Below are 26,872 nucleotides of genomic sequence, written 5' to 3' on the forward strand. Positions count from 1 at the left end.
ACCGAGCGTCGGGGTTTTGGTCACGCCACCAGCGCATTAACTCGGTTTTCCCCGTGCCCATATCGCTCCACAAGACAACCAATCCTTTTTCTGGAAAACGGAAAGATTTTTTGGGATTTTGGGTACTTGGTTTGGCGTTAAAGGAGCTAGAATCTTTCAACTCAACATTTTCCCTAAACCCAGTATCCAAATCGCAGCCCGTAGCTATCAGATTTGGACTGAATAATTTTTCAAGTCCAAGATCGTAAAGAGCCGGGGGAGATGAACATTTTTCCTCCAGATCAGGAATGCACAGTGCTTGGGTCAAATATTTAATATTGACTGTGACATCTGGTTTGTACTTCGAGAGTCCCCATTTCTTAGCCCGATACGAGCGCTGGTAATCGGCAAGTGATTTGGCATCATCTATAATTGCAGTCAACAGGGTATTGGCATCAACACCGCGACCAACTACAAAATCATCAACACCTTTCTCTGGGCCTGGCAACAATGCAACTTCGCATTCACAACCTACTGCCTCAATTGTTTTTGCTGTACGAACAGTAGCTTGAAAAACCGACCACCTGGTTTTAGCTTTTGTTTCATAGTCAAAAAGAATTATGAACTTGCGCCCCGCCTGAGCCATTGGTACTAAGTCCGGGTGCAACCGTTCATCAAAATCTTGTTTGCCCACGCGCCCATTCCAAATTCCCGGAAGTGCGATCGCTACAAACCCCAATGAAAGCAAGCAAGCGGCTTTTTTTTCGCCCTCGCATAAGATAATCGGAATCTCTGGATGCTGCTTTACCCACTCCCAGAAGGTGATTTGTAAATCTTTCTGCTGAAAGTCGATGTTGTTCTGTTTCTGCTGCTTTACCCCTGACCAGAATATTAGGGGATTGAGTATGCCTTTTATGCACAGTGCTAAAAGGTAACTTAACTGGGCGATTTGCGTTAGGATTGCCGTAGTTTGTCCTACTTGCAAGAGCCAAGGCAACAGAGTCCCATTGCGAATTCCCTTCTTTCGACTTTTAACACAAAGCTTTTTCCCACGTTTTGCAAAAAGCACTTGTGCAATATCGGAAACGTTATAGCGCCGTGCAACAAGATTTAAAATATAGTTGGGAACATCGAAATAGGTAACGCGGTTGGCGGTTTTGGGTGGCGACTCGTATTTAACTGGTTTACCTTTTTCCCAATCAAAGCGTGGAAAGTTGGGCTTAAGTCGCCCCCACTCCATCGGTTGCCAGTTCTTGAATGGGTCAAGTGACTGAATCCACGTCCCTCCCAGTAATAGATGCTGATACATTTTGATGTATCCATCCGTGACTCGACCCGCATTCTTGCGTGGGATTTTATCAGAGATGAACAGGTAATCGTAAACTGATTCTCCCTCAATGTGGAAGAAGTTGCGCTTAATCAACGCCGGATGAATGGCGCTACCAGCTAACAACTCATGATATTCCGCAGCCGTGAGATTGTTTGGATATTCAATTGTAGCTGCGTTCATCGATTCTCCCCTTGGAATTCCTTAGACAGAGATGTGTCTATCTGTGAAACTCTCGTAGGCAGGATATTCCGAAAATTCCCCTTCGTCACAGCACAAAATTGCCGTGCGAAAGTTGCACTCGACCCCATACGCTCTTCTAGAGCGTTCTTAGGGCGTTTTCTGTTTGTCATGATTTTCCCCTGATAACTCGGTTTACAAGTTCAGAGGGGGTTGCATCAGTTATCAGTTAACAGTTAACAGTTAACAGTTATCATTCTTGGACTCTACTCCTAACTGATAGCTGATAACTGATAACTGTTATTCGCGCCGCTACTGCTTTGGACTACAAAATTCGGGACATTTTCTTAACAAAACTTAACTTTATACAAAAATCATGAATTTCGACAGCTAAAACATACCGCAAGGAATGGACTTTCCAAGCGGCAGATCCTATAATGGATCTGGCAGCGCGGATTATACTCTCGGACAAATTTAGTAGTCGTCTTGGTCGGCAAACTTCAACGACAACTTTTTTTGTTCCTTCGAGATCAACCCCGCTCTAAGAAAAACGATGGATTTTACGAACAGACAAAGCGCCTACTCCTTAGTGGCGCTTTGTCGTTTAGATTTTTTGACGCTTTCACTTTCATATTTACCTTCATTTCATTAGCTTGTTTACGCTAGCTCTCAAAGCTTTTACACTTTAAGTTTGATATAAATTGAACGACGCATCTGTTACAGCCAAATTCAAAAACTGAAAAGTGATCTGATATCTTAAACATCGTTTACTTATACTACTTAGAGTTGTTTTTGGCTTTAAGTGTGGTTTTTAATCTTCCGCTAATTATATTAGCTTTAGTAATCTCCTAGAACTTTTTTTAATTGAGTACGTACTTGAATTAGAATAGCAGTATCACGATACAATAACAACTCCAATTGTTAAGATTTGTTAAGACTAAAATATGTAAGTAGGAGATAGTAGATTATGTAAGCTTTTTAGAGGAGCGTCTGCTAAAAAGTATGTACTTTTTTTGGTGAAATTAAGATAAAACAGGACTCAAAGGAGCTTAATAAAAGGTGAATGCTAAAGAAGCTATCCAAGCCATAGATGACTTAGTGTTTGCGAAACAAGGGAGGTGGCTAGAGGAGCCAGAAAAAATTGTGCTTAGATCAGCTTGGCTTGATCTAGATTATAAGGACATAGCAGAGAACAGTCTCTATGATATTAATCTTTTGCAGAGGCGTGTAGCACCTAAATTGTGGGTACTATTAACAGGGATATTAGGGAGTGGAGAAAAAGTCACCAAGAAACGACTGCGGGGCATTGTAGAAAAACAAATATTACTAGCTGACAAGGAACCAGCAAAATGGAATGAAGCTGCTGCTGGTGTACCTATACTTTCAGGAAATTTGCCTGACACATCTAATTTTTACGGACGAACTCCTGAACTAGCGATGTTAAAAGAATTGATAGCTCAAGAACGTTGTGTAGCAATTGTAGGGACGGCAGGAGTCGGTAAAAGTGCTTTGGTTGCTAAATTAGTTCAAACTTTGCGTATGGGGTCGTATGAATTTAATAATTTTATTTGGAAGTCAATTTCATATAGTCCGTTACTTACAGATTTAGTTGCTGACCTGCTTAGAATTTTGGCTTATTCAGAAAATCAGGAGCTAGATTTACCAGAATCCATTCAAGCTAGGACATCTAAATTGTTTGACTACCTTCGTTCACATCGTTGTTTAGTGATTCTCGACTCAGCAGAGTCGTTATTACAGGGAGACAGAAATACCGATTCCAATGCCTACGGTAGGCAGTATGCAGAGTATGGGACGTTCTTTAATAGAATCATAGAGGAACAGCATCAAAGTTGTTTACTGCTAACCAGTCGTGAACCATTTATTGATTTTAATCGTCTACAAAAAAAAGGACAACCAGTTAGGACGGTAAAGCTTGAAGGGTTGGGTAAGGAAGCTTTAGAGATTTTTCGTTTGTACGGGTTGACTAATGAGGATAAATGGGGAGATTTAATTCAAACCTATCGTGGAAATCCTTTATCTTTAAAAATGCTAGCTGAAAAGATTAAAAGATTTTTTTGTGGAAGTGTAAAGGATTTTTTAGATTTTCAAACTGTATTGATGACAGATATACTCCAAGAGAGCTTAGATGAATTATTTGAAGAGAAAGGTCGTTTAACTATTTTAGAGAAACAAATCATGTTCTATTTAACAGAAGAACTAGCTCAAGAGTCTGTAAATTCAATTACATTAAGCGAATTGCTTAAAAATTTTAAAAATAGACAAAAATGTGAGGTAACGACCTCAGAAGTACTTGAAGCTATAGAGGCTTTATATGAACGTTCTTTAATTGAGCAAGAGAGAAATGATAGTAAAGAAGTACTATTGAGCTTAGAGCCTCAAGTTGTAAAGTATGTTTGCACCTATGCTTTAAAATTAGTTCAAAATGTAGTCTATGATTTTAAATCAGCTTAATTATTTATAATAACTTAAACGTGTGGGTTATTGTATCAATCCTAAGTGTAAACAGCGGCAGAATCCTGACGATAGTGAAAGATGCCTTAATTGCGGAACCGAACTGCTAATTGACCAGAGGTTTCGGTTAATTAAGCCATTACGCCCTTTAGACTTCCGTTACAGGACAGAAATTTTTGAAGTAGTGGATGATAAAGGCACTCGTAAAGTTATGAAGGTGTTACGATCGCAAAGACCTAAGGAAATCAGCTTGCTGGAGCGAGAAACACTGACATTGCAGTTATTTGATCATCCTGGTATTCCTAGAGTTATAGACGATTTATTCACTGTTATACCAAACAATAGTTATATAGATTTGCATTGCTTGGTGATGCAGAAATTTGAGGGACTGAATTTAGAACAATGGGTGGAAGCTAACGGAATAATATCTCAAACTTTAGCTGTAGATTGGCTTACACAAATAGTAAAAATTCTCGATGAAGTACACCGGAGTGGTTTTTTTCATAGAGACATTAAACCTTCTAATATAATTATTCAACCTGATGGACAGTTAGGTTTAATTGATTTTGGTGCAGTTCGAGAAGTAACTCGTACATATCTAGCGAAAGTTAGTGGGAGTGGGGGAAATGATATGGGGCTTGGTCAGCATGAAGTTACAGTACTTGTAACGGCTGGCTTTACTCCCCTAGAACAAATTAACGGGCAAGCAGTACCGCAATCAGATTTCTATGCCTTAGGGCGAACGCTAGCATATTTAGTAACTGGAATTCGTGTACTCGACCTGCCAACAGACCCAAACACAACAAGACTTATCTGGAGAAATAAAGCACGACACATTGAAAAACCCTTTGCAGATTTGCTAGATGATTTGATGGCTCCGGCACCAGCGAAGCGTCCACTATCTACACAAGCTCTTTTGCAGCGTTTGGGGCAATTACCATTTAAATCAAAACTTCATCGTGTAATCACATCGAGGTCATTTCAGTTGGGTGCGTTTGTTTTAGCGGCTTTAACTTTTACTGGTTTGTTCTATGTATCACTCCCTTTTATAGCTAATATTTATCTAAATCAAGCTAAAAAAGCTCAACAAGAAAATCGTTTTATAGATGCTCAAGAAAATTTTCAAACAGCGATTAACTTAAATTATCAACTATCCGCTATAGTAGCAGATTATTTTTTAGAACAAGGTAAGAAAGCTCACAAAGAAAACAAATTGCTTGATGCTGAAAATAATTTTAAGATAGCAATTAAATACCAAGCTAATTTGACTTATTCAATCTCAAGTTTCTATACTGATCTGGGATTTCGCAACAAGGACAATCCTCAGCTTGCTAGGAATAGCTATGAACTAGCCATCAAATATAATCCTAAAGATGATGTTGCCTATAGCAATTTAGCAGTAGTATGCCAGCAATTACAAGATTATACTTGCGTAAGTAATACTTATGAAAAAATTTTTAGGTTAAAGCCTAATAAATGGGAATCACACTACGGATTAGGATTTTTTTATGATGGGCAAGGTAAATATTATTTAGCTGAGAAGCAATATAAATTAGCTATTAAAAGTAGTAGCGAAGCTATATTTGCTATTGCAGCTTTATCAAGATTGAAGAATAAAAGTGGTGATTATAATACCGCTGTTACTTTAGCTTTACAAGGTTTAAGTAAAACTGAAAATAGGGAGTTACAAGCTTCGTTCTACAAAGATTTGGGCTGGGCAAGATTCATGCAAAATAGATTGAGTGAGTCCAAAAAATATTTGGAAAAAGCGATTGATTTAGATGGTCAGAGAATAGATGCTTACTGCCTATTATCTCAAATCCAAGAAGCTTTAGATAAAAATGATGATGCTAGAATTTCTATAGCAGCGTGCATTTTAGGCAAATCGGGTCTGCCGGAAGTTATTATGTGGAGAGAAGATTTACTAGATCGTATTCTCAAAAAGTGATAATCTGCTAATAAGTCATATAAATAGCAAGAGAAAGTGAGAACTAGTACAAAAATTATTGTATTATCCTGCTTGAGTATCCTTCTGATTAAAGATGCGCCACTCTTGTCCAGCGTACCTCTTATAAGAGTAAGAAGAAATCAGGTTCGCTGTAACCCGGCGCTTGGAAGAGTAATGAATAAAGGAGACAAACGTTTTGAGCCAGGAAGTTTGGTTTGTCAGGGAGAGCGATTAGAAGTTTTGAATGGTGGTTATGTAAAATTCTTATGCCTGAGTTCAGGAAATATTTTAGATTTATCAAGTGGAGCTATTCCTTCTGATAAATGTACAACAACTGATACATTTAGCTCTAGTTGCAATCCAAGTAATATAGATGTGTGCTTAATCCGAAAAGGTGGAGCAGGAGAAGAGGATAAGCCTACAATTATTTACCCTTACACTAGTTCATTAATGAAAACCCGACCCGACATAGCTTGGCGTTCTGTTCCAGGTGCAACTTCTTATAAAGTGAGAGTAAAAGGGTACGAGTTTGAATGGGAAAAAACTGTAGATGAAAATAGAATTAATTACCCTCCAGAAGAAAAAGAATTAGCCTTTGATCAAGCATTCAATATCTCTATTATCGCTTATAGAAAAGATTCTCCTCCCACTGCGGATTCGTTTGTAGTGAACTTGTTTTCTGAAGAGGAAATTAAACTGGTTTTAGATATAGTAAAGCAAATCAATTCTCTAGGCTTACCTCAAGATGAAGCTGTTCTTGACATAGATGCTGTATATGCATTTAGAGGTTTCTTGGATGAAAGCCTTGAAATATTAAATAAGGCAGTCACGGCAGGTAGTAAAAATCCGACCATTTATAGAGTATTAGGTGAGCGCTATTTTGAAGCAGGTTTACCAGACAAAGCTAAACGCCAATATTTGACAGCATCTAAATTAGCGAAAAAAAGTAACAATTCATCTGAGTTTAAAAAAGTGGAAGAGGGGTTAAAAATAATAGATTTTTATAACCAACTACCAACGATTAAAAAGGGTGCCCAGTAGTAAGGATGAGCATATTTAGGATTTTTCATTAATGCTAATTGCGCCTGCCTTAACGCCTCTGCTTTAGTTAAACTCTTTCTTAATCCTTTGTAAAATTCTTCCATCAGTTCAACAGTGGAGTTTGCTTCTACTAACCATAAGGTTGCTACTGTACTTCTCGCTCCTGCTTGTACTGCAACTCCAGCAATTCCTAAAGCTGATCTTTTATTACCCTTAGCGGTTTGACAGGCGCTTAAAACTAATAACTCAATTATATCGGAACTAGCTTGAGTTTTATTTCTTAGTAAGCTGTCAAACTCTCTAATATTAATTTGTCGATCATAAGCTAAAAATCCTGTACGTATAAGTTTAGAGCTAAATTGTCCATGAGTACTAATGTGAACAATAGGAAAATTTTCTTCACTTATTTTCTGCTTAAAGTGAGAACTAGTAAATTCTTTATCTAATAAAACAAGTGAAGAATTGGTTAGTTTTCTGACATCTTCTGCTTCTTGTTTTGCTTGGGGTAAAGCTTCTGCTCCTGGAGGAGCATTTGAATCTGTCAAGCTGGGACTGGGTATAGACAGAGCAGCGATGAAAGCTTTCATCTGATCTTGTCGTAAAGGCTTAGGGATTCGGACTCTAGAACCCAAAGTTTCTGAAAAGCTATAACGCTTCACCAAATAATCTTTCCCGTCATGTAGCAAGTTCATTGGCAGACTTTGGAAAGTTTTATCTAAAATAAATATTAATGTACCAGAGTCAGGCAAATATTTTTTTAAAGGTGCAATTAACTCTTTATATAGCACTTGATAATGTGAAGTAATTATATGTTGCTTAGTATAAACGAGTTTTTCATCTTGTAGAATTTCTAACAAGGTGTTGACATGAGTTCTAACTAATTTTGAATCAACGGAGTGGTGATGAGGGGAGTCGCCTGGAGATTGAACAATTACTTCTATCCTATTGTTCAAATCAATAATGTGAATTATTGCTGGGGTGTCATCCAATTTTTGAAGCTTATTTAAAGCAACAAGGTCGAGTTTGCCGCATTTGAGATAATCCTCTAACTCCGCTACTTGAAGTTGTTCATAAGTTTGGCGTATTAACTCTAAATTAGGAGAAGGACTTTCTGCTAGCAGTCGCATATAATTGCGATATACAGGCTCTACTTTTTCGTAAAAGAAAAACTGTGCATCTAAATTGCTAGACAAGAGATTGCCGCGAATTTGTGTAATGCTGTCAATAGTCGCGCCATAAGCTTGAATCGCTGCTTCAGTTTTACCTTGTTTCTGATATAAATTCCCTAATTGCTGTTGCCATTCATAGAGAAGATCCACATCATTAATTGACTGAGCTAAACTCAAAGCTTTTTTAAAATATATTTGTGATTCCTCTATGTTTAGCTTACCTAAAGCGCCTAAGCTTTTAGATTCTAAGAGTTTGTTATTAATATATTTAGCGGTTTTTAAGGCAGATGTAGCATACTGAATAGCTGCTGATTGCAACGATTTATTTTGAATTTTACTTAGAATATTAGCAAATTTTAATTGAGCTTGAATAGATTGTTCTGGTGACAATTGAGAAAATGCTGAAGGGTTTTGCAATATAAGATTTGCTAATGGTTGAATCTCCTGACTAACTTTTGTATGAGTATCTTTTAGCTTAGGTTTATCTGTTAGCCATTCATCAAAGTCTAGCAATAAGTTTAAACGGTTCAGTTGCGCTTGTAGTTTTATTCCTTGTGAAAAACTTGTCCGATCTACTAAAAGTTGATATGTCTTAAGTGACTCCTCTGCCTTCTGTGGAATAGAATCTATGATCGTCTCTCTAAATATGGGTTCCTCTACCCATTTGTACTCATCTCGCGCTCGTTGATAGATGGACTGTTTGGTATTACCCAATGACAGCAAAATATCGCTAATTTCTTTTGAAGATGTTTGTTTAGCGAATAATAATGTTTTTTCCAGAATTAGCTCAGATTCATTTAACTTGCCAACTAAGCGTAGAACTTGCCCCATGCTTTGTAACCCCAACAAGCTTATTGGTGTTAATTTTAACTGATGTATTGCTGCTATCAGTTGTGACTTCTCGTATTGGGTAAATTCTAATATTGTTGGGTTACAATTCCAATTATTTAATTCTAGAGCTTCCACAAGTTTCTCACAAGCCTGAGAGTGTAAACCTAATTTTTGCAAGGCAAAATTTTGATTAATCAGGCTCCCACTAACACCTTCGGCATCTTTGATCTGATGATAAATTTTCGTGGCTTGTTGCCAAGTGTCAAGAGCCTCTGCTGCTTGACCTTGATTTAATTGTTTTTTACCCACTTGGGTTAAAAATTCAGCCTGTTGTATCTGTGTTTCTTTTTCCGTTGACTGAGCCAGCAATAGAGACGATTGAGTTAAAACTATTGATAAAGCTAGAATGCCTAAAAGAGCATATTTTAGGCAATATTTCCATTTAATCATCGCTTTACTATGTTGCTAGGATGGGAAAATTCTGCTATAGAATCGACCGATGTACACGGAATGGTAGAAAAAAAGCTATCAGGTGTGGCTTGATTAGGCGCTATCGCAACTAATTCGACGTTTCCTCTGGAATCTATTACCCAACTCTGAGCTTCAACAATTTCCGTAGTTTCTTTAATTGTTGCTAGCTGTAACTTAGATGAAAGTTCATCAGGCTTAGATGAAATAGAATTTCTCTGCCAGATAGGTTGACTATCTAGATGTTCGTCAAATTTAGGTGGTGGACTGTTGCTAGCCACAATTAATATATTACTTTCTGTGCCTGATTGTGCAGCACAACCCGATACTATCTTAGGAGTTTCTGTAACTATTACTGGCACAGGTTCAAGATCAATAGGATAATAGTAAAAACTGTTGTTCTCAACTGTGCCATCAACTCCTAACTGGGACGTGGCGGTAATGAAGCTATCGGGAGAGAAAAATAACCCACGAGCATTTATCCGAATATTACCGCCACGTCCCTCAAATGCATTAGCTTTTATGCTGCTATTTCTTAAGCCAGTTAAGAGTGTTGTATTGATGTTGATATTGCCACCTTTGCCAGTACCAGTTGGGGCAAGGCTGTAGGGAAATTCAATACCTAAAAGATGATAAGCCGCCTGCGGATTACTGGCACTAGCACTGATAATGCTATCAAGCAATTGCACATAGTTTGCACTTATGAAAATATTTCCTCCGTCTGCTAATGCGGTTGCAGCACTAATAGAAGAATTATTTTTCAGAGAAACTATATTTGCATCAATATCTATATTGCCTGCCGAACCAGTACCTAAATTACTTACAGTAATTGAACCTTTAGATAAAGAGAATTGCCCGGTTTTTATTTTTATACTCCCCGATGCTCCACTGATCTCTGAAGATAGTCCTAATACTTGTTGTATTGATGGAGGAGGTGATACCGCATAAGATCCTATTCCAGACATAAAATTATAAGATAAAGCTTCTATGTTTGTAGGTGTTGTAATGTCTACAAAATTAGAGGCTTCAATTGTAACCTTTCCAGAATTACCGCTGGAAAAAGTGTAAGAAGCAATAATGCCTCTGTTGTATAATCTAACTTGAGGCGAGGTAATTTTCAGATCACCGGAATTTCCAGATCCATAAGCTACTACAGATGCTTGGGTTGGTGAAGAAAGAATGGGATTAAACCCACTTAATTCAACACTACGATCGGCGCTAATGATTAAATCCCCCCCCGTGCCAGCGCTAAAAGTTCCAGATGTTATAATTCCTCCATCTAAAGCAGTGAATTGACTTGTATTAATTACGATCTTCCCACTTGTACCAGTGCTAAAAGTATATGAACCAACTCCACTAGCAATGCTAGCAGTAGTAGGGTTAATAAAGGAAAAACCTTTGACCTCTATAGATTCAGAAGCATTCAAAAGTATATTGCTAGCATTTGCTTCTGTAAATGTCTTGCTATTTATGGCTCCTCCATTTTCAAAGCTTAAATATTTAGTTGAAACTACAACATCGCCTGCGTTTCCTCCTAAAGTTTCTACTTCAACTCCACTAGGGATTGTTCCATCTGGGGAGGTTCCATTTAATTGAAGTAAATTTGAAGCCTGTATATTTATGCCGCTTCCAGCTTGAGCGCCTTGATTTTGAATTAACGCAACCGATCCTTCAGTAAAAGAAATTTGTTTTCCTACTAGTTGAATAGCACTATTTCCAAAACCGCTAGTATCTACTAGTGCTTGTTTGGACATAGTAATATTTTGAAAGCTTTGTAAATCTTGATATCCGAACACCCAGCCAGAAGTTGTCGGTTTGATGCTAACAGTTCCATCACTAACGCTACCCAGTTCTACCCGTCCTCCTGGTGCTGTCAGATTACCTCCTTCTAAAGCAATGTTACCCCCTATTAAGGCTAAGGTTTTCCCTGGCAAAACCCGCAAACCTCTGGAGCTAGCACCTGCTCCCGAAACGGGCGTAAACAATCAAGGAATAGCTAAATTATTTGCTGAACCTTGCACACGTATCTCACCAGGATTGTTGTCTAACCCCAATCCTATAGGCACATTCACTGTTAAAAGAGAAGTAGTCTGAGGCGCAGTTGTATTAAACTCTTTTCCATTTGCAAACTTTAAGCTACTCGCCGTGCTACCCAAGAAAGAACCGCCAATGTCTAATCGGGCATTAGAACCGAAAACAATGCCGTTGGGATTAAGCAGAAATAGGTTGGCTGTACCGTTAGCTTTAAGCAATCCGTCGATATTAGAGATAGACTTGCCTGTAACTCGGGTAATAATGTTTTGGATATCCGAAGTATTATCAAAATAGCCAGTACGACCTGTAGATAAAGAAAACTGTTCAAAGCTGTGGAACAGATTATTACCAGCTTTGGTTCCCCCATTGATAATATTAGTATTGCCTTGAGTTGTGACGCGAGAATCGTTAGGGAGGGTGTTATCAGGAATAATTTGTGCAGCAACTGGAATTGAAAATGATAAACAATACAGAGTAATAAGTTTGAAAATAAAAGAGCTACTCATATACCGTTCTATTCTAAATTTTGTCTTGTTCTTAAGTTGCATTTTATTAACTAAAGAGAAGATACTTGGAAAGATAAGATCATGTATTGCAGTAATCCCCTGCGACTAAGCCTTTCCAAGCCTCTAGTTGCTCGATAAGTTTCTTCATCTCCCTCTCGCCGCATTAGTGAGTTAACAATTGGGTAAGTTGGTAAAGTATTATGAGTGATATTTTCTACTTTAACTAGCTCAAAACCTGTAGCTTCAGCTAATCTTTGGTATTCAGACAAAGGGCAAAAATTAATAGGCCGAGAGCCATAAGTCTGAATAACAAGAGTTTTAGTGGCTTTTTCTATTAATTTCCAAGTTTGGTAAAAAGCCTGGAGCGGAATAAAATCACAAATAGTCAATTTTCCTTTTGTCCCTAAAACTCGTCTTGCTTCTTTAAAAAATTGTTCGCGGCTAGAGAAAGCAAAAATAGACTCGATTGCTAAAACTAAATCAAAACAATCATCGTTAGTAAACGGCAATTTACAAGCATCACCATAAAGAAATTCTATACGGTTTGTTGGTAGTGCTGTTAGTTTTTTAGCTATATATAGCTGTTGCTCATTAATATTTATTCCTGTTAAATGCATATTAGAAAAACGTTCATTAAGACTAGCAATGGTTCCTCCAAATCCACAGCCAGCATCAAGAATGTTTAAACCATTATTTACTTCTGCAACTTCAGCAATCCGACGGGATAAATTCTCTGCTGCTACAGCAAAATCAGCAAGAGAAGCATCAGCTTTAGCTGGGTTAGACCAATAACCCCAATGCAAATGTCGACCAAAAGCTAAAAGCGCATCAGCATCCCCTTGAGCAAATTTTTCTGGCAAACTATCAAAATAAGGGGTACTAGTTGAAGCATTATCATTGCTACTTCTCAAAACTTTGTCCTTTTCTGTAAATAAGTAAGCGAGTTTGATCAAAAATAAGAATATCTTTCACACCCATAGTCCCAACCCAATAGGAGTTGTTAAACTAACAGTGTTAGCCTCAATTATAAGAAAATGATCTATTCTTATAAAAACAGGAATTCAAAGTAAAAACAGATTTAATCAGCAATGCTTGATTTAAAGGATATTTTAACTAATGTGCTGATATAACGCTGTTTAATTATTATTAACATAATATTTGCTTCTGGTAAATAAAAAATTTTTGATAAATCGGAGAGTTTCTTTAAAACTATGTCTTTAGGCAGAATCTCTTTAACCAAATTAGTAGTCACCAATCGTGAACTTATTAAAGTATCATGCACTTATCAGTCGCCAGAATTCAATATGAATAAATTATTTTTGTGCAGTACTTCCAGGCGCTCGTTGAACACCACTGAAAAATGATTTTCATACCAAGCTAGGGAGGAATATTTGCGTTGCTAATGTATTCATTGTTTATTAACGGACTGAAAATTAATTCTTTTTACAAGATAAAACTCTCACAAGAGGAAAATCTTAGCCAGTGAAGATCGAGGTTATAGTATTGAACTTAAGCTTTAAAGTCTTGAGAAAACCCGATTAACTCTCAGCAGTACCCCAAAAAGGCATATCTGCTGTGAGACTTATGCCTTAAGCAGGATGACGTTCAGCTTCAGCAATGGTTGAAGTGATGGCTGTCGAAGTAGCAGAAGATTTGGACAGGAGGAGCAGAGCGATCGCTTTCAAGACCAGTTATGATGGCTCAAGCGCCCGCTTGATAGTGCGATCGCTTCCGGCTGGCGCTCCGCGCCATCGCCACCAGGTACAGGTAATTCAGTACAATCTTGAGTAGAGCCGGAGTTTTGAGTGGAGAAGGGAATTGAGCCAAAGTTCGACTGCACCAAGCCGCAAACTTCAGATTACGATTTTAACAGTAGGTTCAAGAGGAGACTTGCAACCATACTGTGCTTTGGGTATTGGGTTAAAACGTGCGGGGCATAAGGTGAAAGTAGCAGCGCATGAAAACTTTGAGTCGTTTGTCAGAAAGTTAGATTTAGAGTTTGCACCCATAGCTGGAAATATTCAAGAGTTTTTGCAATCAAAACAAGGGCAGCGATTGATTGCGGGAGAAAAATTGAAGCTAGAAGAGAGAGATAAGCTTTTACTTGAACAGTTGGAATCAGCTTGGAGTGCGTGTGTTGGAAGTGAGGTGATTATCTACACGCCGTTAGCTACCTTTGGATATCACATCGCAGAGAAATTAGGCGTACCCTGCTTTTTTGCATCAGTTCTGCCGTTGACTCCTACAGGGATGTTTGGGTTTTTAAAATTTGCTCAAATAGCTAAAAACCCGCTAAAGAAAGCGATAAATTATGGCAGCTACTTGCTAGTAGAGTTTTTGCACTGGCAAAGATATCGTCCACTGCTCAATCACTTCAGAACAGAAACTTTGAAATTGCCGCCTTTGCCATATTTAGGTAGACGCTTTAGACAAAAAACTCCGGCGAATGTATCACAAATCCCTGTATTGTACGGATTTAGTTCACACATAATCCCAAAACCAAAAGACTGGCCGCATTGGGCGTATGTGACAGGTTTTTGGTTTATTGATCAAGCCTCCGACTACGAGCCACCCCTGGAACTAGAGGATTTTCTTGGACGAAAGCAATTGCCTTTGTGTTTTGGATTTGGCAGTATGACTATGCCCAATCCAGAATATCTCACACACTATATTGTGGAAGCCTTAAAAAAAACGCATCAAGGCGGCATCATCTTGTCAGGTTGGGGGAACGTTGGAAGAACAGTGAATGTAAAAGATTCGCTACGAGTGTTTGTGATCAAGGAAGTTCCGCATGATTGGTTATTTCCTCAAGTGCCAGCAGTGGTACATCACGGAGGAGCTAGTACAACGGCGGCGGTGTTACGTGCGGGGATACCATCAGTTACCGTACCCTTTTTTGCAGATCAACCGATTTGGGGTGAAAAGCTAAATAAACTGGGAGTAAGCCCTGCACCGATACCGTACCAGAAGGTATCAGACAAAACTTTAGCAGCAGCGATTGACGTTGTACTAGGCGATGAGGTGATGAAGAAGAAAGCCCAAGAGTTAGGGCAGAAGATAAGGGCTGAGGATGGTGTGGTGAATGCAGTTGAAGTTTTCCATCGGCATTTGGGTTTAATTGAGTAATACCAATTTGAAAAAAGAATGCGACAGATGGTAAATATAGATAAAAGTAGCATTCAGGGTATGTGATGGCAGGGGTAACGCATATCGAGATTAAAGAAAGTGTCGAGGAACTAGAGGAGTTGCTCAGATATCAAAAACAGTCTCGGCTCAAAGAACGTATACAAGCCCTATATCTGATTAAAGGGCAAGAAATGAGTGTTTGTGCGTAACGCAAGAAAATTACCCCTGCGACATCTGAGGAACCAAAGCTAGCAACCGACCCTGCTCAGGAAAATACTTCTTTGCACGAAAATCCAGCTTCAGCAACTATTACGGTGACGGCTGTTGAAGTAAGAGAGTTGACCGACCAAGAACAAAGCTTACGCTTGCAATTGGAACGTCAGGTAGAAAGGGCATTTTTGTCAGCAGGTCAGGCGCTGATGGAGTTGAGAGACAGACGGCTATACCGTTCCACGCACCGAACTTTTGAGGAATACTGCCGCGAACGCTTTGGTTACAGCCGTGATGCAGCGTACTTGAAGATTTCGGCGACTGTGGTTTATGAGAATCTTCAAAAGTTTTTGCCGACCAATGGTCAGGAAATTCCAATGCCGACCAACGAACGACAACTGCGGTTTTTGGCAAAAGCTGAGTTGGAACCGGCTGTGCAAGCGGATGTATGGCAGCAGGCAGTAGAGCAAGCTGGCAATAAGATTCCATCTGGTCGCATAGTGAAAGACGTTGTGGATAGGATACGCGAAAGCACGAAAGTACCCAATCCTTACCATATTGGTGAAATATGCATTCTTTTGCCAAAGGATAACCCAGACTTGAGAGGTAAAGCGGGTTATTGGTGCGTGGTAAGTCACGTTGGGGAATATAGCTGTACACTCCAGACATGGGACGGCGACTACACTGTAAAAATCGAACACCTGAAATCACTGGAATTGCTTGATGAAGATTGCTTTTTTATGCAACGGCTATGTGTGAGATTACAGCAATTGCATCAAGTGGCCAGCCCTGACTCTTCTGTAGTTTGTGATGGCAGAAAATTAGGAAACATTAGTACTCACTCCAAACTAATTTTCACGTAAGAGTTTCATTGATTTAGAATAGGTGGTTTATTTACGCCGTACTGTACTAGCTGCTGACATCTAACATTTGTCTTTTAACAAGAGCATGGCCAGATTGAACATCAAACCAGTGAATATCCTCAGGGGGCAATGCTAATGTAATATCCTCGCCGCTCCAATTTTGGTCTGTTGGCAACAAAGCACGTACCGTAATCGCTCCGGTTTGTGAACCCTCAATCCTGACACTGACTAAATAGTGCATACCCAAGTTTTCCACTAAAAACACTCGCCCTTGGATAGTTTGGGTATCACCTGGTTGAGCAATGCGGACATCTTCTGGACGGATTCCCAGAACAATCTGCGGTGGTACTGTTGGTATATCTGGAAGAAGCATTTGGAAGTTACCCACGATCGCATATTGTCCCTTACAAGGTAAAGTCAGCAAATTCATTTGCGGACTACCAACAAATCCAGCCACAAATAGATTAGCTGGATGGTTATAGATGCGGTCAGGTGGATCAAGTTGCTGGACATAGCCATCGTTGAGCAATGCAACTTTTGTGGAGAGCGTCATCGCTTCTGTTTGGTCGTGGGTAACGTAGACAACTGGCACTTTTTGGGCTGCAAAAATTTGCTTGATATCGGCTCGGACTCGTTCCCGCAGTAGTGCATCCAGGTTACTTAAGGGTTCATCCAGCAGGTATACATCGGCATTACGCACCAAAGCACGACCAACAGCCACTCGTTGGCGTTGACCTCCAGACATTTGTCCAGGCTTACGGTTCATTAACTCTGCTAATCCTAAAACTTGTGCCACTTGTGCCACTCGCTGTTTAATGTCTGTAGGCGGTACTTTTTTCAGCTTGAGTCCAGAAGCAAGGTTTTCGTACACCGTCATGTGAGGATAGAGTGCATAGCTTTGAAATACCATTGCAATGTTGCGATCGGCTGCTCGTTTATAGGTGACATCCACCTCCCCAATCTTAATCTGACCGCGAGTCGGTTCTTCAAGACCCGCAATCATGCGTAGGACGGTAGATTTGCCACAGCCAGAAGGGCCAAGTAAAGTGAGAAACTCATGGTTATCTACAGTTAAACTAACGTCCTTGACAGGGATGACTTTAGGATTATAGGTTTTATTCAAATTTGTGAGTTCGAGTTTAGCCATTTTGATTTCTATCCTTTTACAGCACCAGCGGTAAGACCTTGGACAATCCGGCGCTGGAAAAACAAAACTAGTAAAATCAGGGGTAATGTGCCCACAACAGTTGCAGCAGCGATCGCACCATAGGGAATTTCAAATACTGTCGCACCACCCAACTGGGCCGCAGCAACGGGAATTGTCTTCAATTCTTCACGAGTCATAAACGTGAGAGCGAAAATAAACTCGTTCCAAGCAAAAATAAAGGTGAGGATTCCAGTAGTCACTAAGGCCGGAAGGGTCATCGGCAGCACGATTTGCCATAGTAGTTGAAAGGTGTTGTAGCCATCGACCCTAGCGGAATCTTCTAAATCTTTTGGTAATTGTTGAAAAAAGCTTCTAAGTACTAAAATTGTTAGCGGCAAATTGATGGCAGTATAGGGTATAATCAGCGCCAGATAATTGTTGCCGAGTTTAAGCGCCTGGATAATTTCTAACAGTCCTAAGAACAAGAGAATTCCAGGAAATAAGGTAACAATTAGAACGCTGGCGAGGATAACTCTTTCACACCTTGGGCGTAACCGTGCGAGGGCATAAGCCGCAGGTGCGCCGATCGCTAAAGATACAGCTGTAGAAGTAATCGATACAAAGGCACTGTTGAAGATGTAACGCCAAAATGGGCGACGGGTGAATAACTCAATGTAGTGATTGAAAGTGAATCGTGTGGGGAAATAGACAGTAGGAACGGCGGCAATATCTTCATTCACTTTAAACGAGGTCAGCAATTGCCATAAGGCTGGCGCTAGGCTGAATATCACCACTAATGTAACTATTATGGGCAACAAGATTTTTTTAAGAGAAAACTTGGTTTTCTCTGTTCGTTTTGGAGTCGTTGGAACTGCTTGTCGAGTTAGACTCATGAGTTAAATGGCTCCTGATGTTTTGGCACGGAATCTGTTAAGCAAGAAACTAGCCATCGCCACCGCAGCAATCAATATTAAAAATGTCACCACTACAAGGGCTGCTCCATAACCAAAATCTAAGTAGCGCATCACTGTGGAGTAAATATACAATGACACCACTTCCGTAGAGCCACCAGGGCCACCCCCGGTCATTACAGCAATCAAGTCGAAAATCCCAAAAGCTTGAGCAAACCGAAATAGCACTGCAATTAAGATTTGTGGCAGCAGTAGTGGCAGGGTAATATTGCGGAAGCTTTGCCAAGCAGTTGCCCCATCGACCGAGTAAGCCTCATAAAGGTCTTTGGATATCGACTGCAACCCAGCTAGCAACAAGATGCTGATAAACGGCGTAGTTTTCCAAACATCAGCAAAAACCACTGCTATCATCGCCAGCGTTGGATCTCCTAACCAGTTAATCCCAGTCTCAATCAGCCCCAACCGCCGCAGAATATCGTTCACAACCCCAAACTGGTCGTTAAAAATCCAAGCCCACGCCAGACCAATCAGAGCGGTAGGCAAAGCCCAAGGTATAAGTGCGCTTGTACGCACTAAGCCTCGCCCAAAAAACGCCTGATTGAGAACTAGGGCAACCCCTAATCCTAGCAGTAGTTCTGAGATTACTGATGCTGTTGTGAACACGGTTGTCGCCCACAAACTCTGCCAGAAACGACCATCCCCCGCCATCCGCACATAATTGTCCAAACCAGAGAATACAGGTTGTAGCTCTGTTCCCAGATTTCTAGTAAATACGCTTAACCAAAATGCTCGTAAAATTGGGTAGGCAAATACAAACAACAACAGCAGCAATGCGGGTGTTAATAAAATCCATGCTGTCTGTTGTTCTCGACTTTTGAGTGTATTTAAATTTGTCATTTGTCATTTGTCATTTGTCATTTGTCATTTGTCATTGGGCATTGGGCATTGGGCATTGGCAAAGAGGAGGCAGAAAGCACAAGTTGTTTAATTTTTAATTTTTAATTGCTTTCCCCCTGCTCCCAGCAATCGGCGCGTCTCCGCAGCAGCAGCTTGCATTGCTCGCGAGGAATTCATCCGACCGGATAATGCGGCGCTGAGATAACGCTGTAAAATATCTGATGTCTGAGCATATTGCGCGATCGGCGGACGTAAAACTGCATTGTCTACCACCTCCAATAACTGCGGATAGTGGGGGTATTTAGCAACAATCTCTGGGTCTGTAAACAAATCCCGGCGACTTGGCACATAGCCTGCACTGAAAATGAATCGGCGCTGTGCTTCCCGACTGGTAAAATACTGAATTGCTTTCCAAGCTTCTTCAGGATGTCTAGAGGTTTTAGAAATCCCTAAACCCCAGCCCCCAAGACTTGCCGCTCCCGTCTGCCCAGGAGCATGAACCATCGGTTTAATCGCGATTTTGCCCCGGATTGGCGAATTTTCTGCTTGAGCTAAAGGCCACGCATAAGGCCAATTGCGTAAAAACGCGACTTGACCACTTTGAAACAAGCGCCGGGTATCTTCTTCTTGGTAAGTTGTGACTCCAGGAGGAGAAACGCCCTCCCTAACGGTACTACGCAGAAACTCAATAGCTCGTAATGTTTCTGGTCGATCTAGTCCAACTTCGAGGGTGTCGGGATTAACCCAGAAGCCACCAAAACCATCAAGAACTTCTGCAAACATCGCCACAAGTCCTTCATATTGGCGACCCTGCCAAACATAGCCCCAATTCACCTGCTTTTTCTTTTGCAAGATTTGGGAAATTCGCATCAAATCATCAAATGTTTCTGGCGGTTGCAGTCCTGCTTGTTTGATTAAATCTTCCCGGTAGTAGAGCATTCCCACGTCAGAACGCACTGGAATCCGGTACAGTTTGTCTTGGTAGCGTCCCCCTTCTACATCCTGGGATGAAAATGCTCCTAAGTCCTCTTTAGAAATGCGATCGCCTAAAGGTAGCAACCATCCAGCAGCAGCAAACTTGGATGTCCAAATGACATCCATATTAATCAGGTCATAAGGGGATTCACCCAAGATAAAAGATGAGGTGTACAGGTCTTCGAGCAAATTTGTGGCATTCGGCCCTTCAACCAAGTTAATGCGAATACCTGGGTTCTCAGCCTCGAAGTCTCTAATTAAACCCTGCCTCCAAGGTTCGGCATCAGGGGCAGTCATTAACAGATTGAGGATAACTGGTTGCTGCGAGAGTACTACCCAACTGAACAATATGATGCTCAATAGAGTTGCCAGGAAAACCCCTATATGTAAATAACTCTGTTTTTGGATGAATTTTTGCAACTTGTTTATTGGCTTTCGGTACAACATTATTAATGTCGCGATCGCTAGTGGTAATTATTAGGAAATAAAAACATAAAAATCTCAGAAAGGTCGCTTTATATTATTTTTTATCAAAATGCTTGAGTAATGAACAAGCAAGTCAATAAACTTAACATCGACCTGGCTTCAATAAATAAGCAATAAGCAATTTGATATAAATAAGTGTAAATTTTTGCTAGTAAACCCTAAGTATACAGTAATGTTTGAGGACAAAAATGCCTAAAGCCTGGGGGAGAAAATTTTAATATATTAAGTCTGATGTTTCTCATTTAGCACTTTGACTATATCTTGCTGCTGATTGGGTAAGAATAAAGCAACGTGTTGTTGGCTCAAACTTATTTGCGGTCTATTGTTTGGGGTTTTCCTGCTGCCCTCAAATTTTGGATATTCAAAGAAGTTAGTTGTGCTTTAAATCACCCCCAATTCTTAATAGTAATTATGGTAGTTGGACTATGATTAAATGCAGTTGATAATTACATACTGATGTTCGGTGAATTAAGTTTACTAGCCCCTATTTTAGCCGATATTGGTTGGGCAAATACACTCATTTTCTGGCTGAATTTTATTGCCGTCGCCAGTTGGATTTGCTTCGATAACTATTTTTTGTGTCCTGCTCATATGCAAGTAAAGTCTCGGCTTGAATTGGGACTTTGCCACCACCAGAGGCATCAATCACATAGGTTAGAATTACGTTCGTCACAATCTATGCCCAGAATATGTTTCGGGCATTTTTGACAGGTTATTTTTTGATGCAGTGTGAAAAACCGGAATCTAGGTTTTATTCTGCCACTAAACTCCAGAAAGGCTTAGATGCTTCTTCGCCTTCTCATCAGCCAGTCTTCAAACTCTGACGCACTTTTTCAACGACTTGAGTAAGCGCACCAGCTTCAAAGGGAGAAATGAGATTTGCCGATCGCACTAATTCTCGAAAGGATGCAGAACCACCGCGATCGCATAATGCAATATACTCCGCCAACGCTTGCGAATAATTTTCTTCTGCTTTGACCCAAAACTGCAAGGCGCAACACCCCGCTAAGGTGTAATCAATATAATAAAAGGGTGAACAGTAAATGTGTTGTTTTTCTTGCCAGAGTCCACCTTTGTTGAGGTAGTTCAAATCTCCATATTTACGCCAAGGCAGATAACGAGCTTCCATTTGTTGCCACATAAGATGTCGTTCTTGCGGGGTTGCTTCTGGGTTCGCATATACCAAATGCTGAAAATGATCCACTGCCACACCATAAGGCTGAAATAGAATCGACCAGGCTAGATGCTGCCTCCGAAATCGATCGGCTTGATCCCCGAAAAACTTTTCCATCTGCGAATAGGTGAGAAACTCTAAGCTCATGGAGTGAATTTCACACGATTCTAGGGTAGGCCACAGGTAATCAAAAACTGGCAAATGGCGACTTCGCCACATTTGGAAGGCATGACCGATTTCGTGAACAAACACCTGCACGTCGTTTTTTGTGCCATTGAAATTTGCGAACACGTATGGAACATCATAGGTTGGGAAGCTTGTGCAAAATCCGCCTCCTGCTTTTCCGGGACGGTTTTGCAAATCTAGTAAATGCTGCTCAACCATCATCTGAAAAAAGCTAGCCAGCGATGGATTCAAGGCATCAAACATTTCTTGTGCCCGTTCCAGCATCCAGTCATGATTGCCAATGGGAGCCGGACTACCTTTTGCATCAAAGACGGACTCATCCCAGAAATATAGGGTGTCTAGATTGAGCCGTTTTGCCTGTTGCCCAATTAGCTCCATTGCTAGGGGAACGACCTCTTGAACTACTTGATCTCGATAGCGTTCAACATCGGTTTGATTGTAATCCACCCGTCGCATTCGGCGATATCCTAGCGCAATGTAGTTTTCATCGCCCAATTTTTTTGCCATGCGATCGCGCAGTTTCACCAATCGATCAAACAATTGATCGAAGTGGTCTTGATTCTGCTCAAAAAACTGCCAGCGACACTGTTCTGCCTGCTGGCGAATGTCTCGCTCTTTACTTTGCAGATATGGTTGCAAACCTGATAAATTTACTTGCTCACCCCCGAACTCTAGCTTTGCCGAGGCGATCAGTTTGGTGTACTCATTGATGAGTTTGGATTCTTCAACTAAATCTGCTGTGATTACTTCTTCAAAAGTTGTGATGTCTGCTTCCCACAGCAAAAAGGCTTGCCGTCCCAAGCTTTGTTCTAATTCGATGCGATTGGGGCTATGAATCAGCTGCCGTTTGAAGTCTACTTCAAGGGCAGTCAGAGATGGTGAAAGTTCGCTGCAATAGTCCAAGGCGGTTTTGTATTCTGGATTTTGCGTGTCTTGGTGAAAGTGGAGTTGCGTGAGTTCCTTCCATGTACTGAGTCTGCATCGTAAGGCATCCCACTGTTGAAAGGCAGCCTTTCGTTGCTGTGAGGTTTGAGCCTGGTTAAACTGCGCCTGGATAGCTTGGTATTCGGCAGTTACGCCCAAGAGTGTCGGAGTTTCTGCTGTGATCTCGGCAAAATCTACTGGAGCTTGCATCAATCTTTCCTTTCCCTCATGAAAAAGTTTTTATTTAGGGAAATCGGCAACTTTCGTTTTTCCCCAAAATTCTAAGTTTACCAATCCTATTAGGGACTTGCAGAAAATAAATTATCCCAAATTATTTATTTTTAGGGGCGCAAGGCGTTGCGACCCTACGATGGGATATTTTTTTAACTGGAAGTCCCTTATTATTAAATTTTAATCGTCTCGAAGATACTGCACATCTTTCAAAGTTCTATGTTAGAGAGCTTTTCACTGGGACTTATATTTTCAACCTGATTCAAGGGGCTATGCCATTGAAGATGGCCGAAGTTAAAGAGCTTTTCACCCAGACATTATGGTTGTGATAAAAATCACCACGTTGTTCTAATGTAAACCCACCAAGCAATAATCCTAACCACACCTCCACCATCGGCATTTGCAACACACGTTGCAGTTTAACTAAAGAAATCTCATCTTTGACATTTATCAGGTAGTTAGCGATCGCGCTCTGCCATTTTTGAACATCCTCATCTGATGCCAAATTGCGGACATCTTCTAAAGTTGTCACCTCATCGAGCATTGCCAAAACATTCGCTTTTTCAACAGGTGCTACTACAGAATCACCCAACTCAGTAAGATATGAAAATTGGTGTGGGCCATGTGCTTTAAAGGTTTGTGGTGTTTGCGGTTCAATCAAATCATCTAAATCTAGGTGCATTGTTGTCCGCACTAAACCAGCAAAAAGATCGATGCTAATAATTGGCCCATCAGTATCGTTTTGAGCGCGTACATCTTGCAAAATTAACTCAGCACGGGATTTGAGAATATCTGCGATCTGATAAAATGCTTCTGCTGCGGTAGATAACTGTGCTTCTGTTGATAAATTTTCAAGCTCAGTATCCAAACATTCCCACACCGGAGCTAATGTTGATGTCGGCGGAGCAACTGACATTTCATCCAAAATATCCCAGATTGTTAATTGGCGATAGGTAGCCATAGCTATAAATCTGGGTTTAAAGGGCAAGGTCGCACTGGGCAGTGAGTAGGACTAATCTCGAACATCTCCTTGTACTGATATAGTGAAACACTGTATTGAGATGCAAATGCCTGCAACACTTGATCTGTATAGGCGCGTATTTTACCAGCCGTTAATCCAAAGCAGTGAATTGGTTCTAAGCGACAAACAGGTTTTTGACCCAGCCAGAGTTCTGCTGACATAGCGTGTAATGGTTTATCGCCTGATTCTTTATACAAATACAGCACTGCAAAATATGTTGCTGGGGGTTCGACTGCGATCGCGTCCAATTGCGCGGAATTATCATCGGTTCGACGGCGGTAGAAGGAGCGGCGATTATGGCAAACTTTAGGATTCCAGCATCCATCCCCATTTGTCCCGTGTAAAACTTTAGCTTTAGCTGTTGGTAACTTGGCACATAGCTGACATTTGGGATCAAGTGGCTTGGGCATACCTTACTCCGCTTCTTCGCCAATCGCACGATAGTAAGCAGCGATCGCCGCTTCTTGTTCGCTACGAAGCGTATACCGTCGAAACGCTTTCTCGCTTTGATGTCCAGTTAATTTTCGTGCATGGCTGGGGTCAACTCCCAATAACAATAAGTCAGTGGCATAGGTGTGGCGAAAGGAGTGAGGGTGCAAATCCTCAATGTGAGCTATTTCACCGATTTTTTCCACAGCGAAGTAAATGCCGTGATAACTCAAGCGTTCACCTTTGTATGAAGCATGGTGTGAAATCATCAGTGGGCTAAGGCTGTTTAACACCTCACTCCTTTGTTGGCGCGATCGCAAATACTCTGCTAAAACTTCCCGGCTCTCTTTTCGCAGTGGAACTAAGCGTGGTTCATTGGTTTTGGTGTCTGGTAAAAATAGCAGCTTGCCATCAAATGAGCCAACATTTAGCTGCACAACTTCCCCAGCCCGGAGTCCATGACTGAGAATGTGAACCAGTGCTGTATCCCGTTGCTTTGTCTCTTGGAGCAATTCCAACGCTGTCCAAACTTGTTCCATCTGTTCTGGGGTTAAACTCTGGGCTGGTGGTAGTGGCACTTTTTCCAGTTTTATTCCCAGTGTTGGATTAGTAGCAATAATTTCAGGATACGTATAGCACATCCATTTGAAAAAGCTTTTGAGTGCTGCAATTCCCGCATTGATGCTGCTTTTTGAAAGGGGATTACCTGCATCAGTCCGTATTTCATCACGGAGATATTCTTTGTATAGCGCAAGGTGACGTGGACGCAGTTCATGATAATGTAGTTCACTCCAAGCCAAAAACCTTTTGAGTTCGCGTTCATAAAGCTTGCGGCTATTGAGTGCGAGATTGTTGCTGCGTAGAAACTCTAGCACCTTTACCCACCGGATATCGGTTGGTGGTCTTCTAGTTTCTCCTGGCTGTGTGAAATGTAGAGCTTCACGATCAAGGGGAATAAGTTTGATCTCAGGTAAAGAATCTGCGCTGTAGTTCATTCAGTTATATGTAAATTATTTAGTAAGTATTAAATATAATTTTCTGTTTATCTACTCATCTGGTGGTGAGGTAGTCATGACTTCTACAACGGTATGATCATGACCGAAGCGTGCCTGCTCCCATGTAGAATAACGCTGCATTCTCCCGTGATGAAGCCCACCTAAAACCATTGTTTCAAAAAGCAACGGGGGATCTCCAAAAGTGAGATCGAATCCTGAAAAACTAGTTGATACTTTGGCATCCCCAACTATAGTTTCGGCAACTAGATGTTGTCCTGAATCTTGTACTGAGTGTAAATAATCTCGCCACTCTGACAATGAATTAACAGCAACAGGGGTATGTCCTACGAGTTTGTAATAATAACGCATGATTAACAACTTGTGGCTATCACAACAAAATTTTACCCGAATTTATACAAAATAAAGTAGTCCTTTTACTACCTCATAGCTCTCTATTAACTAATACATCCTCAATCGGAATGGTGGCAAAGATTCTGCGTTTTGTATCATGTTTATTCCACAGCAAATCCCGATAATTGACGCATTTTAGGAGTATGAAAACCGATGACAATATCTTGTTTAGGTACACCCATTTCTATCAATTCTAAAGCAATATCTACTTCCGTTGTATTTTGTTGAATCCAAATTTTATTATTTTTGATATCTAGGTGCATTATTGGGCCATAGATCCGTTTTTGATTGTTCCATCCAATGCTAATAATTTGATAATGGTCATACTCTACGTCAAAAATCTGTTCGACCTCTACATCTCCATAACTAGGCTTGTACTCGATATACTTAGTTAATAATTGCCTAACTTTTGTGCGGTATTCATTTAACTTATCCATTGCTCTATTTCCTCAGTCTCAAGGTTATAAATAATTAATTTCAATTTGTTTTCGTTGACTACAGTTTGAATAAAAGGCAAATTAAAAAAATCATTATAAGTTACCAATGGTACAGCTAAATATAAATTTCTCGAAGGTTCTTCTGCACGTAATGCAGTCCGATAATTAATAAACTGTCCTAGTGCCATGTGAAATTCTGAAATCTTCGATGCACTAACAAAATTTTTGATTTCAACTGCTATTTTTTCTCCAGATTTTTCCGCAGCAACTAGGAGTTCTGCACCTAAATCAATCTGAACATCAACTCCACCACACCGAATATTTAGCGGATCGTCTGTAACTGACCAACCATCTTTCTCGAGTGCAGACCTCACAATATTGTGGAATAAATCACGAGCCATACCAACTATCCAATGAATAACCAAAGCTATTGGGGTAAGCAGCTTTGCTTTTGTCACTGTAAGCATAAAATAAGCAACTTTGAAAGCATAAGT

At 40.5% G+C, this 26,872-nt stretch carries 22 protein-coding genes and 1 pseudogene; 7 read left to right on the top strand and 16 right to left on the bottom strand.

From position 1 onward, the window contains the following. The coding region (locus HWQ39_RS00195) for a DUF3854 domain-containing protein (protein ID WP_292839883.1) at positions 1–1,489 on the bottom strand (1,489 nt) is incomplete at its 3' end. Between the two features lie 1,056 nt (positions 1,490–2,545). On the opposite strand from HWQ39_RS00195, the gene HWQ39_RS00200 reads away from it, so the two are divergent. The 3 genes from HWQ39_RS00200 to HWQ39_RS00210 all read left to right on the top strand — a co-directional run bounded on the left by HWQ39_RS00200 (position 2,546) and on the right by HWQ39_RS00210 (position 6,947). Next, positions 2,546–3,958 carry an NB-ARC domain-containing protein gene (locus HWQ39_RS00200; protein WP_292839886.1) on the top strand — a complete coding sequence of 471 codons (1,413 nt, stop codon included), beginning with the start codon at positions 2,546–2,548 and terminating at the stop codon, positions 3,956–3,958. 22 nt (positions 3,959–3,980) lie between these two features. Next, positions 3,981–5,906: a 4-Cys prefix domain-containing protein gene (locus tag HWQ39_RS00205; protein ID WP_366932206.1), complete on the top strand. Its 1,926-nt coding sequence runs from the start codon at positions 3,981–3,983 to the stop codon at positions 5,904–5,906. Between the two features lie 174 nt (positions 5,907–6,080). Then, complete coding sequence (locus HWQ39_RS00210) at positions 6,081–6,947, top strand: tetratricopeptide repeat protein (RefSeq protein WP_292839893.1); 867 nt, start codon at positions 6,081–6,083, stop codon at positions 6,945–6,947. On the opposite strand, the gene HWQ39_RS00215 is transcribed toward HWQ39_RS00210, so the two are convergent. From HWQ39_RS00215 to HWQ39_RS00230, 3 genes and pseudogenes are all read right to left on the bottom strand, one after another. Then, positions 6,908–9,397, bottom strand: coding sequence for a CHAT domain-containing protein (locus HWQ39_RS00215; protein ID WP_292839896.1), 2,490 nt, complete (start codon positions 9,395–9,397; stop codon positions 6,908–6,910). The genes HWQ39_RS00210 and HWQ39_RS00215 overlap by 40 nt on opposite strands. Continuing rightward, positions 9,394–11,997 (bottom strand): annotated as a pseudogene (locus HWQ39_RS00220) (filamentous hemagglutinin N-terminal domain-containing protein). Before HWQ39_RS00220 ends, HWQ39_RS00215 begins: the two are co-directional and overlap by 4 nt. Before the next feature lie 8 nt (positions 11,998–12,005). Further along, positions 12,006–12,866, bottom strand: coding sequence for a class I SAM-dependent methyltransferase (locus tag HWQ39_RS00230; RefSeq protein WP_292839905.1), 861 nt, complete (start codon positions 12,864–12,866; stop codon positions 12,006–12,008). A gap of 706 nt (positions 12,867–13,572) precedes the next feature. Here HWQ39_RS00230 and HWQ39_RS00235 point away from each other — a divergent pair. The 4 genes from HWQ39_RS00235 (at position 13,573) to HWQ39_RS00250 (ending at position 16,154) form a co-directional block, all read left to right on the top strand. After that, positions 13,573–13,746 (top strand): hypothetical protein, encoded by a 174-nt coding sequence (locus tag HWQ39_RS00235; RefSeq protein ID WP_292839908.1) that lies wholly within the window; start codon positions 13,573–13,575, stop codon positions 13,744–13,746. Positions 13,747–13,773: 27 nt separating this feature from the next. Further along, complete coding sequence (locus HWQ39_RS00240; protein WP_292839911.1) at positions 13,774–15,081, top strand: glycosyltransferase; 1,308 nt, start codon at positions 13,774–13,776, stop codon at positions 15,079–15,081. Between the two features lie 65 nt (positions 15,082–15,146). Further along, positions 15,147–15,290: a hypothetical protein gene (locus tag HWQ39_RS00245; RefSeq protein WP_292839914.1), complete on the top strand. Its 144-nt coding sequence runs from the start codon at positions 15,147–15,149 to the stop codon at positions 15,288–15,290. 72 nt (positions 15,291–15,362) lie between these two features. Further along, positions 15,363–16,154 carry a hypothetical protein gene (locus tag HWQ39_RS00250; RefSeq protein WP_292839917.1) on the top strand — a complete coding sequence of 264 codons (792 nt, stop codon included), beginning with the start codon at positions 15,363–15,365 and terminating at the stop codon, positions 16,152–16,154. Between the two features lie 46 nt (positions 16,155–16,200). Here HWQ39_RS00250 and HWQ39_RS00255 read toward each other — a convergent pair whose 3' ends face one another. The 12 genes from HWQ39_RS00255 to HWQ39_RS00310 form a co-directional block, all read right to left on the bottom strand. After that, on the bottom strand, positions 16,201–17,301 hold the full coding sequence (locus HWQ39_RS00255; protein WP_292839920.1) for an ABC transporter ATP-binding protein: 1,101 nt from the start codon (positions 17,299–17,301) through the stop codon (positions 16,201–16,203). An 8-nt stretch (positions 17,302–17,309) separates the two neighbouring features. Then, positions 17,310–18,194: a carbohydrate ABC transporter permease gene (locus HWQ39_RS00260; protein ID WP_292839923.1), complete on the bottom strand. Its 885-nt coding sequence runs from the start codon at positions 18,192–18,194 to the stop codon at positions 17,310–17,312. A gap of 3 nt (positions 18,195–18,197) precedes the next feature. After that, positions 18,198–19,109, bottom strand: a complete 912-nt coding sequence (locus tag HWQ39_RS00265; protein WP_292839926.1) for a carbohydrate ABC transporter permease — start codon at positions 19,107–19,109, stop codon at positions 18,198–18,200. An 87-nt stretch (positions 19,110–19,196) separates the two neighbouring features. After that, a complete protein-coding gene (locus HWQ39_RS00270; protein ID WP_292839929.1) occupies positions 19,197–20,531 on the bottom strand; it encodes an ABC transporter substrate-binding protein in 1,335 nt (444 codons plus the stop codon). A 574-nt stretch (positions 20,532–21,105) separates the two neighbouring features. Next, entirely contained in the window at positions 21,106–21,243 is a 138-nt protein-coding gene (locus HWQ39_RS00275) for a hypothetical protein (protein ID WP_292839932.1), read from the bottom strand. Between the two features lie 129 nt (positions 21,244–21,372). Then, on the bottom strand, positions 21,373–23,064 hold the full coding sequence (locus HWQ39_RS00280) for a M3 family oligoendopeptidase (RefSeq protein WP_292839935.1): 1,692 nt from the start codon (positions 23,062–23,064) through the stop codon (positions 21,373–21,375). 283 nt (positions 23,065–23,347) lie between these two features. Then, positions 23,348–24,046, bottom strand: a complete 699-nt coding sequence (locus tag HWQ39_RS00285; protein ID WP_292839938.1) for a hypothetical protein — start codon at positions 24,044–24,046, stop codon at positions 23,348–23,350. Positions 24,047–24,048: 2 nt separating this feature from the next. Then, positions 24,049–24,516, bottom strand: a complete 468-nt coding sequence (locus HWQ39_RS00290; RefSeq protein ID WP_292839941.1) for a hypothetical protein — start codon at positions 24,514–24,516, stop codon at positions 24,049–24,051. 3 nt (positions 24,517–24,519) lie between these two features. After that, complete coding sequence (locus HWQ39_RS00295; protein WP_292839944.1) at positions 24,520–25,530, bottom strand: site-specific integrase; 1,011 nt, start codon at positions 25,528–25,530, stop codon at positions 24,520–24,522. Positions 25,531–25,581: 51 nt separating this feature from the next. Further along, positions 25,582–25,899 (bottom strand): hypothetical protein, encoded by a 318-nt coding sequence (locus HWQ39_RS00300; protein WP_292839947.1) that lies wholly within the window; start codon positions 25,897–25,899, stop codon positions 25,582–25,584. A 143-nt stretch (positions 25,900–26,042) separates the two neighbouring features. Beyond that, positions 26,043–26,378, bottom strand: coding sequence for a XisI protein (locus HWQ39_RS00305; RefSeq protein ID WP_193919712.1), 336 nt, complete (start codon positions 26,376–26,378; stop codon positions 26,043–26,045). Next, positions 26,366–26,779 carry an element excision factor XisH family protein gene (locus HWQ39_RS00310; RefSeq protein ID WP_292840014.1) on the bottom strand — a complete coding sequence of 138 codons (414 nt, stop codon included), beginning with the start codon at positions 26,777–26,779 and terminating at the stop codon, positions 26,366–26,368. The genes HWQ39_RS00305 and HWQ39_RS00310 overlap by 13 nt, the downstream gene beginning before the upstream one ends. Between the last annotated feature and the right edge of the window lie 93 nt (positions 26,780–26,872).

The organism is Nostoc sp. NMS8 (assembly GCF_017115045.1).
Classification (GTDB): domain Bacteria; phylum Cyanobacteriota; class Cyanobacteriia; order Cyanobacteriales; family Nostocaceae; genus Nostoc.

What these genes read in the sequence shown, in the direction of transcription:
- HWQ39_RS00280 (WP_292839935.1), bottom strand. Translation starts at nt 23,064, where the DNA reads ATGCAAGCTCCAGTAGATTTTGCCGAGATCACAGCAGAAACTCCGACA.
- HWQ39_RS00255 (WP_292839920.1), bottom strand. Translation starts at nt 17,301, where the DNA reads ATGGCTAAACTCGAACTCACAAATTTGAATAAAACCTATAATCCTAAA.
- HWQ39_RS00290 (WP_292839941.1), bottom strand. Translation starts at nt 24,516, where the DNA reads ATGCCCAAGCCACTTGATCCCAAATGTCAGCTATGTGCCAAGTTACCA.
- HWQ39_RS00260 (WP_292839923.1), bottom strand. Translation starts at nt 18,194, where the DNA reads ATGAGTCTAACTCGACAAGCAGTTCCAACGACTCCAAAACGAACAGAG.
- HWQ39_RS00295 (WP_292839944.1), bottom strand. Translation starts at nt 25,530, where the DNA reads ATGAACTACAGCGCAGATTCTTTACCTGAGATCAAACTTATTCCCCTT.
- HWQ39_RS00305 (WP_193919712.1), bottom strand. Translation starts at nt 26,378, where the DNA reads ATGGATAAGTTAAATGAATACCGCACAAAAGTTAGGCAATTATTAACT.
- HWQ39_RS00215 (WP_292839896.1), bottom strand. Translation starts at nt 9,397, where the DNA reads ATGATTAAATGGAAATATTGCCTAAAATATGCTCTTTTAGGCATTCTA.
- HWQ39_RS00235 (WP_292839908.1), top strand. Translation starts at nt 13,573, where the DNA reads ATGGTTGAAGTGATGGCTGTCGAAGTAGCAGAAGATTTGGACAGGAGG.
- HWQ39_RS00245 (WP_292839914.1), top strand. Translation starts at nt 15,147, where the DNA reads ATGGCAGGGGTAACGCATATCGAGATTAAAGAAAGTGTCGAGGAACTA.
- HWQ39_RS00300 (WP_292839947.1), bottom strand. Translation starts at nt 25,899, where the DNA reads ATGCGTTATTATTACAAACTCGTAGGACATACCCCTGTTGCTGTTAAT.
- HWQ39_RS00310 (WP_292840014.1), bottom strand. Translation starts at nt 26,779, where the DNA reads ATGGCTCGTGATTTATTCCACAATATTGTGAGGTCTGCACTCGAGAAA.
- HWQ39_RS00210 (WP_292839893.1), top strand. Translation starts at nt 6,081, where the DNA reads ATGAATAAAGGAGACAAACGTTTTGAGCCAGGAAGTTTGGTTTGTCAG.
- HWQ39_RS00285 (WP_292839938.1), bottom strand. Translation starts at nt 24,046, where the DNA reads ATGGCTACCTATCGCCAATTAACAATCTGGGATATTTTGGATGAAATG.
- HWQ39_RS00270 (WP_292839929.1), bottom strand. Translation starts at nt 20,531, where the DNA reads ATGTTGTACCGAAAGCCAATAAACAAGTTGCAAAAATTCATCCAAAAA.
- HWQ39_RS00265 (WP_292839926.1), bottom strand. Translation starts at nt 19,109, where the DNA reads ATGACAAATTTAAATACACTCAAAAGTCGAGAACAACAGACAGCATGG.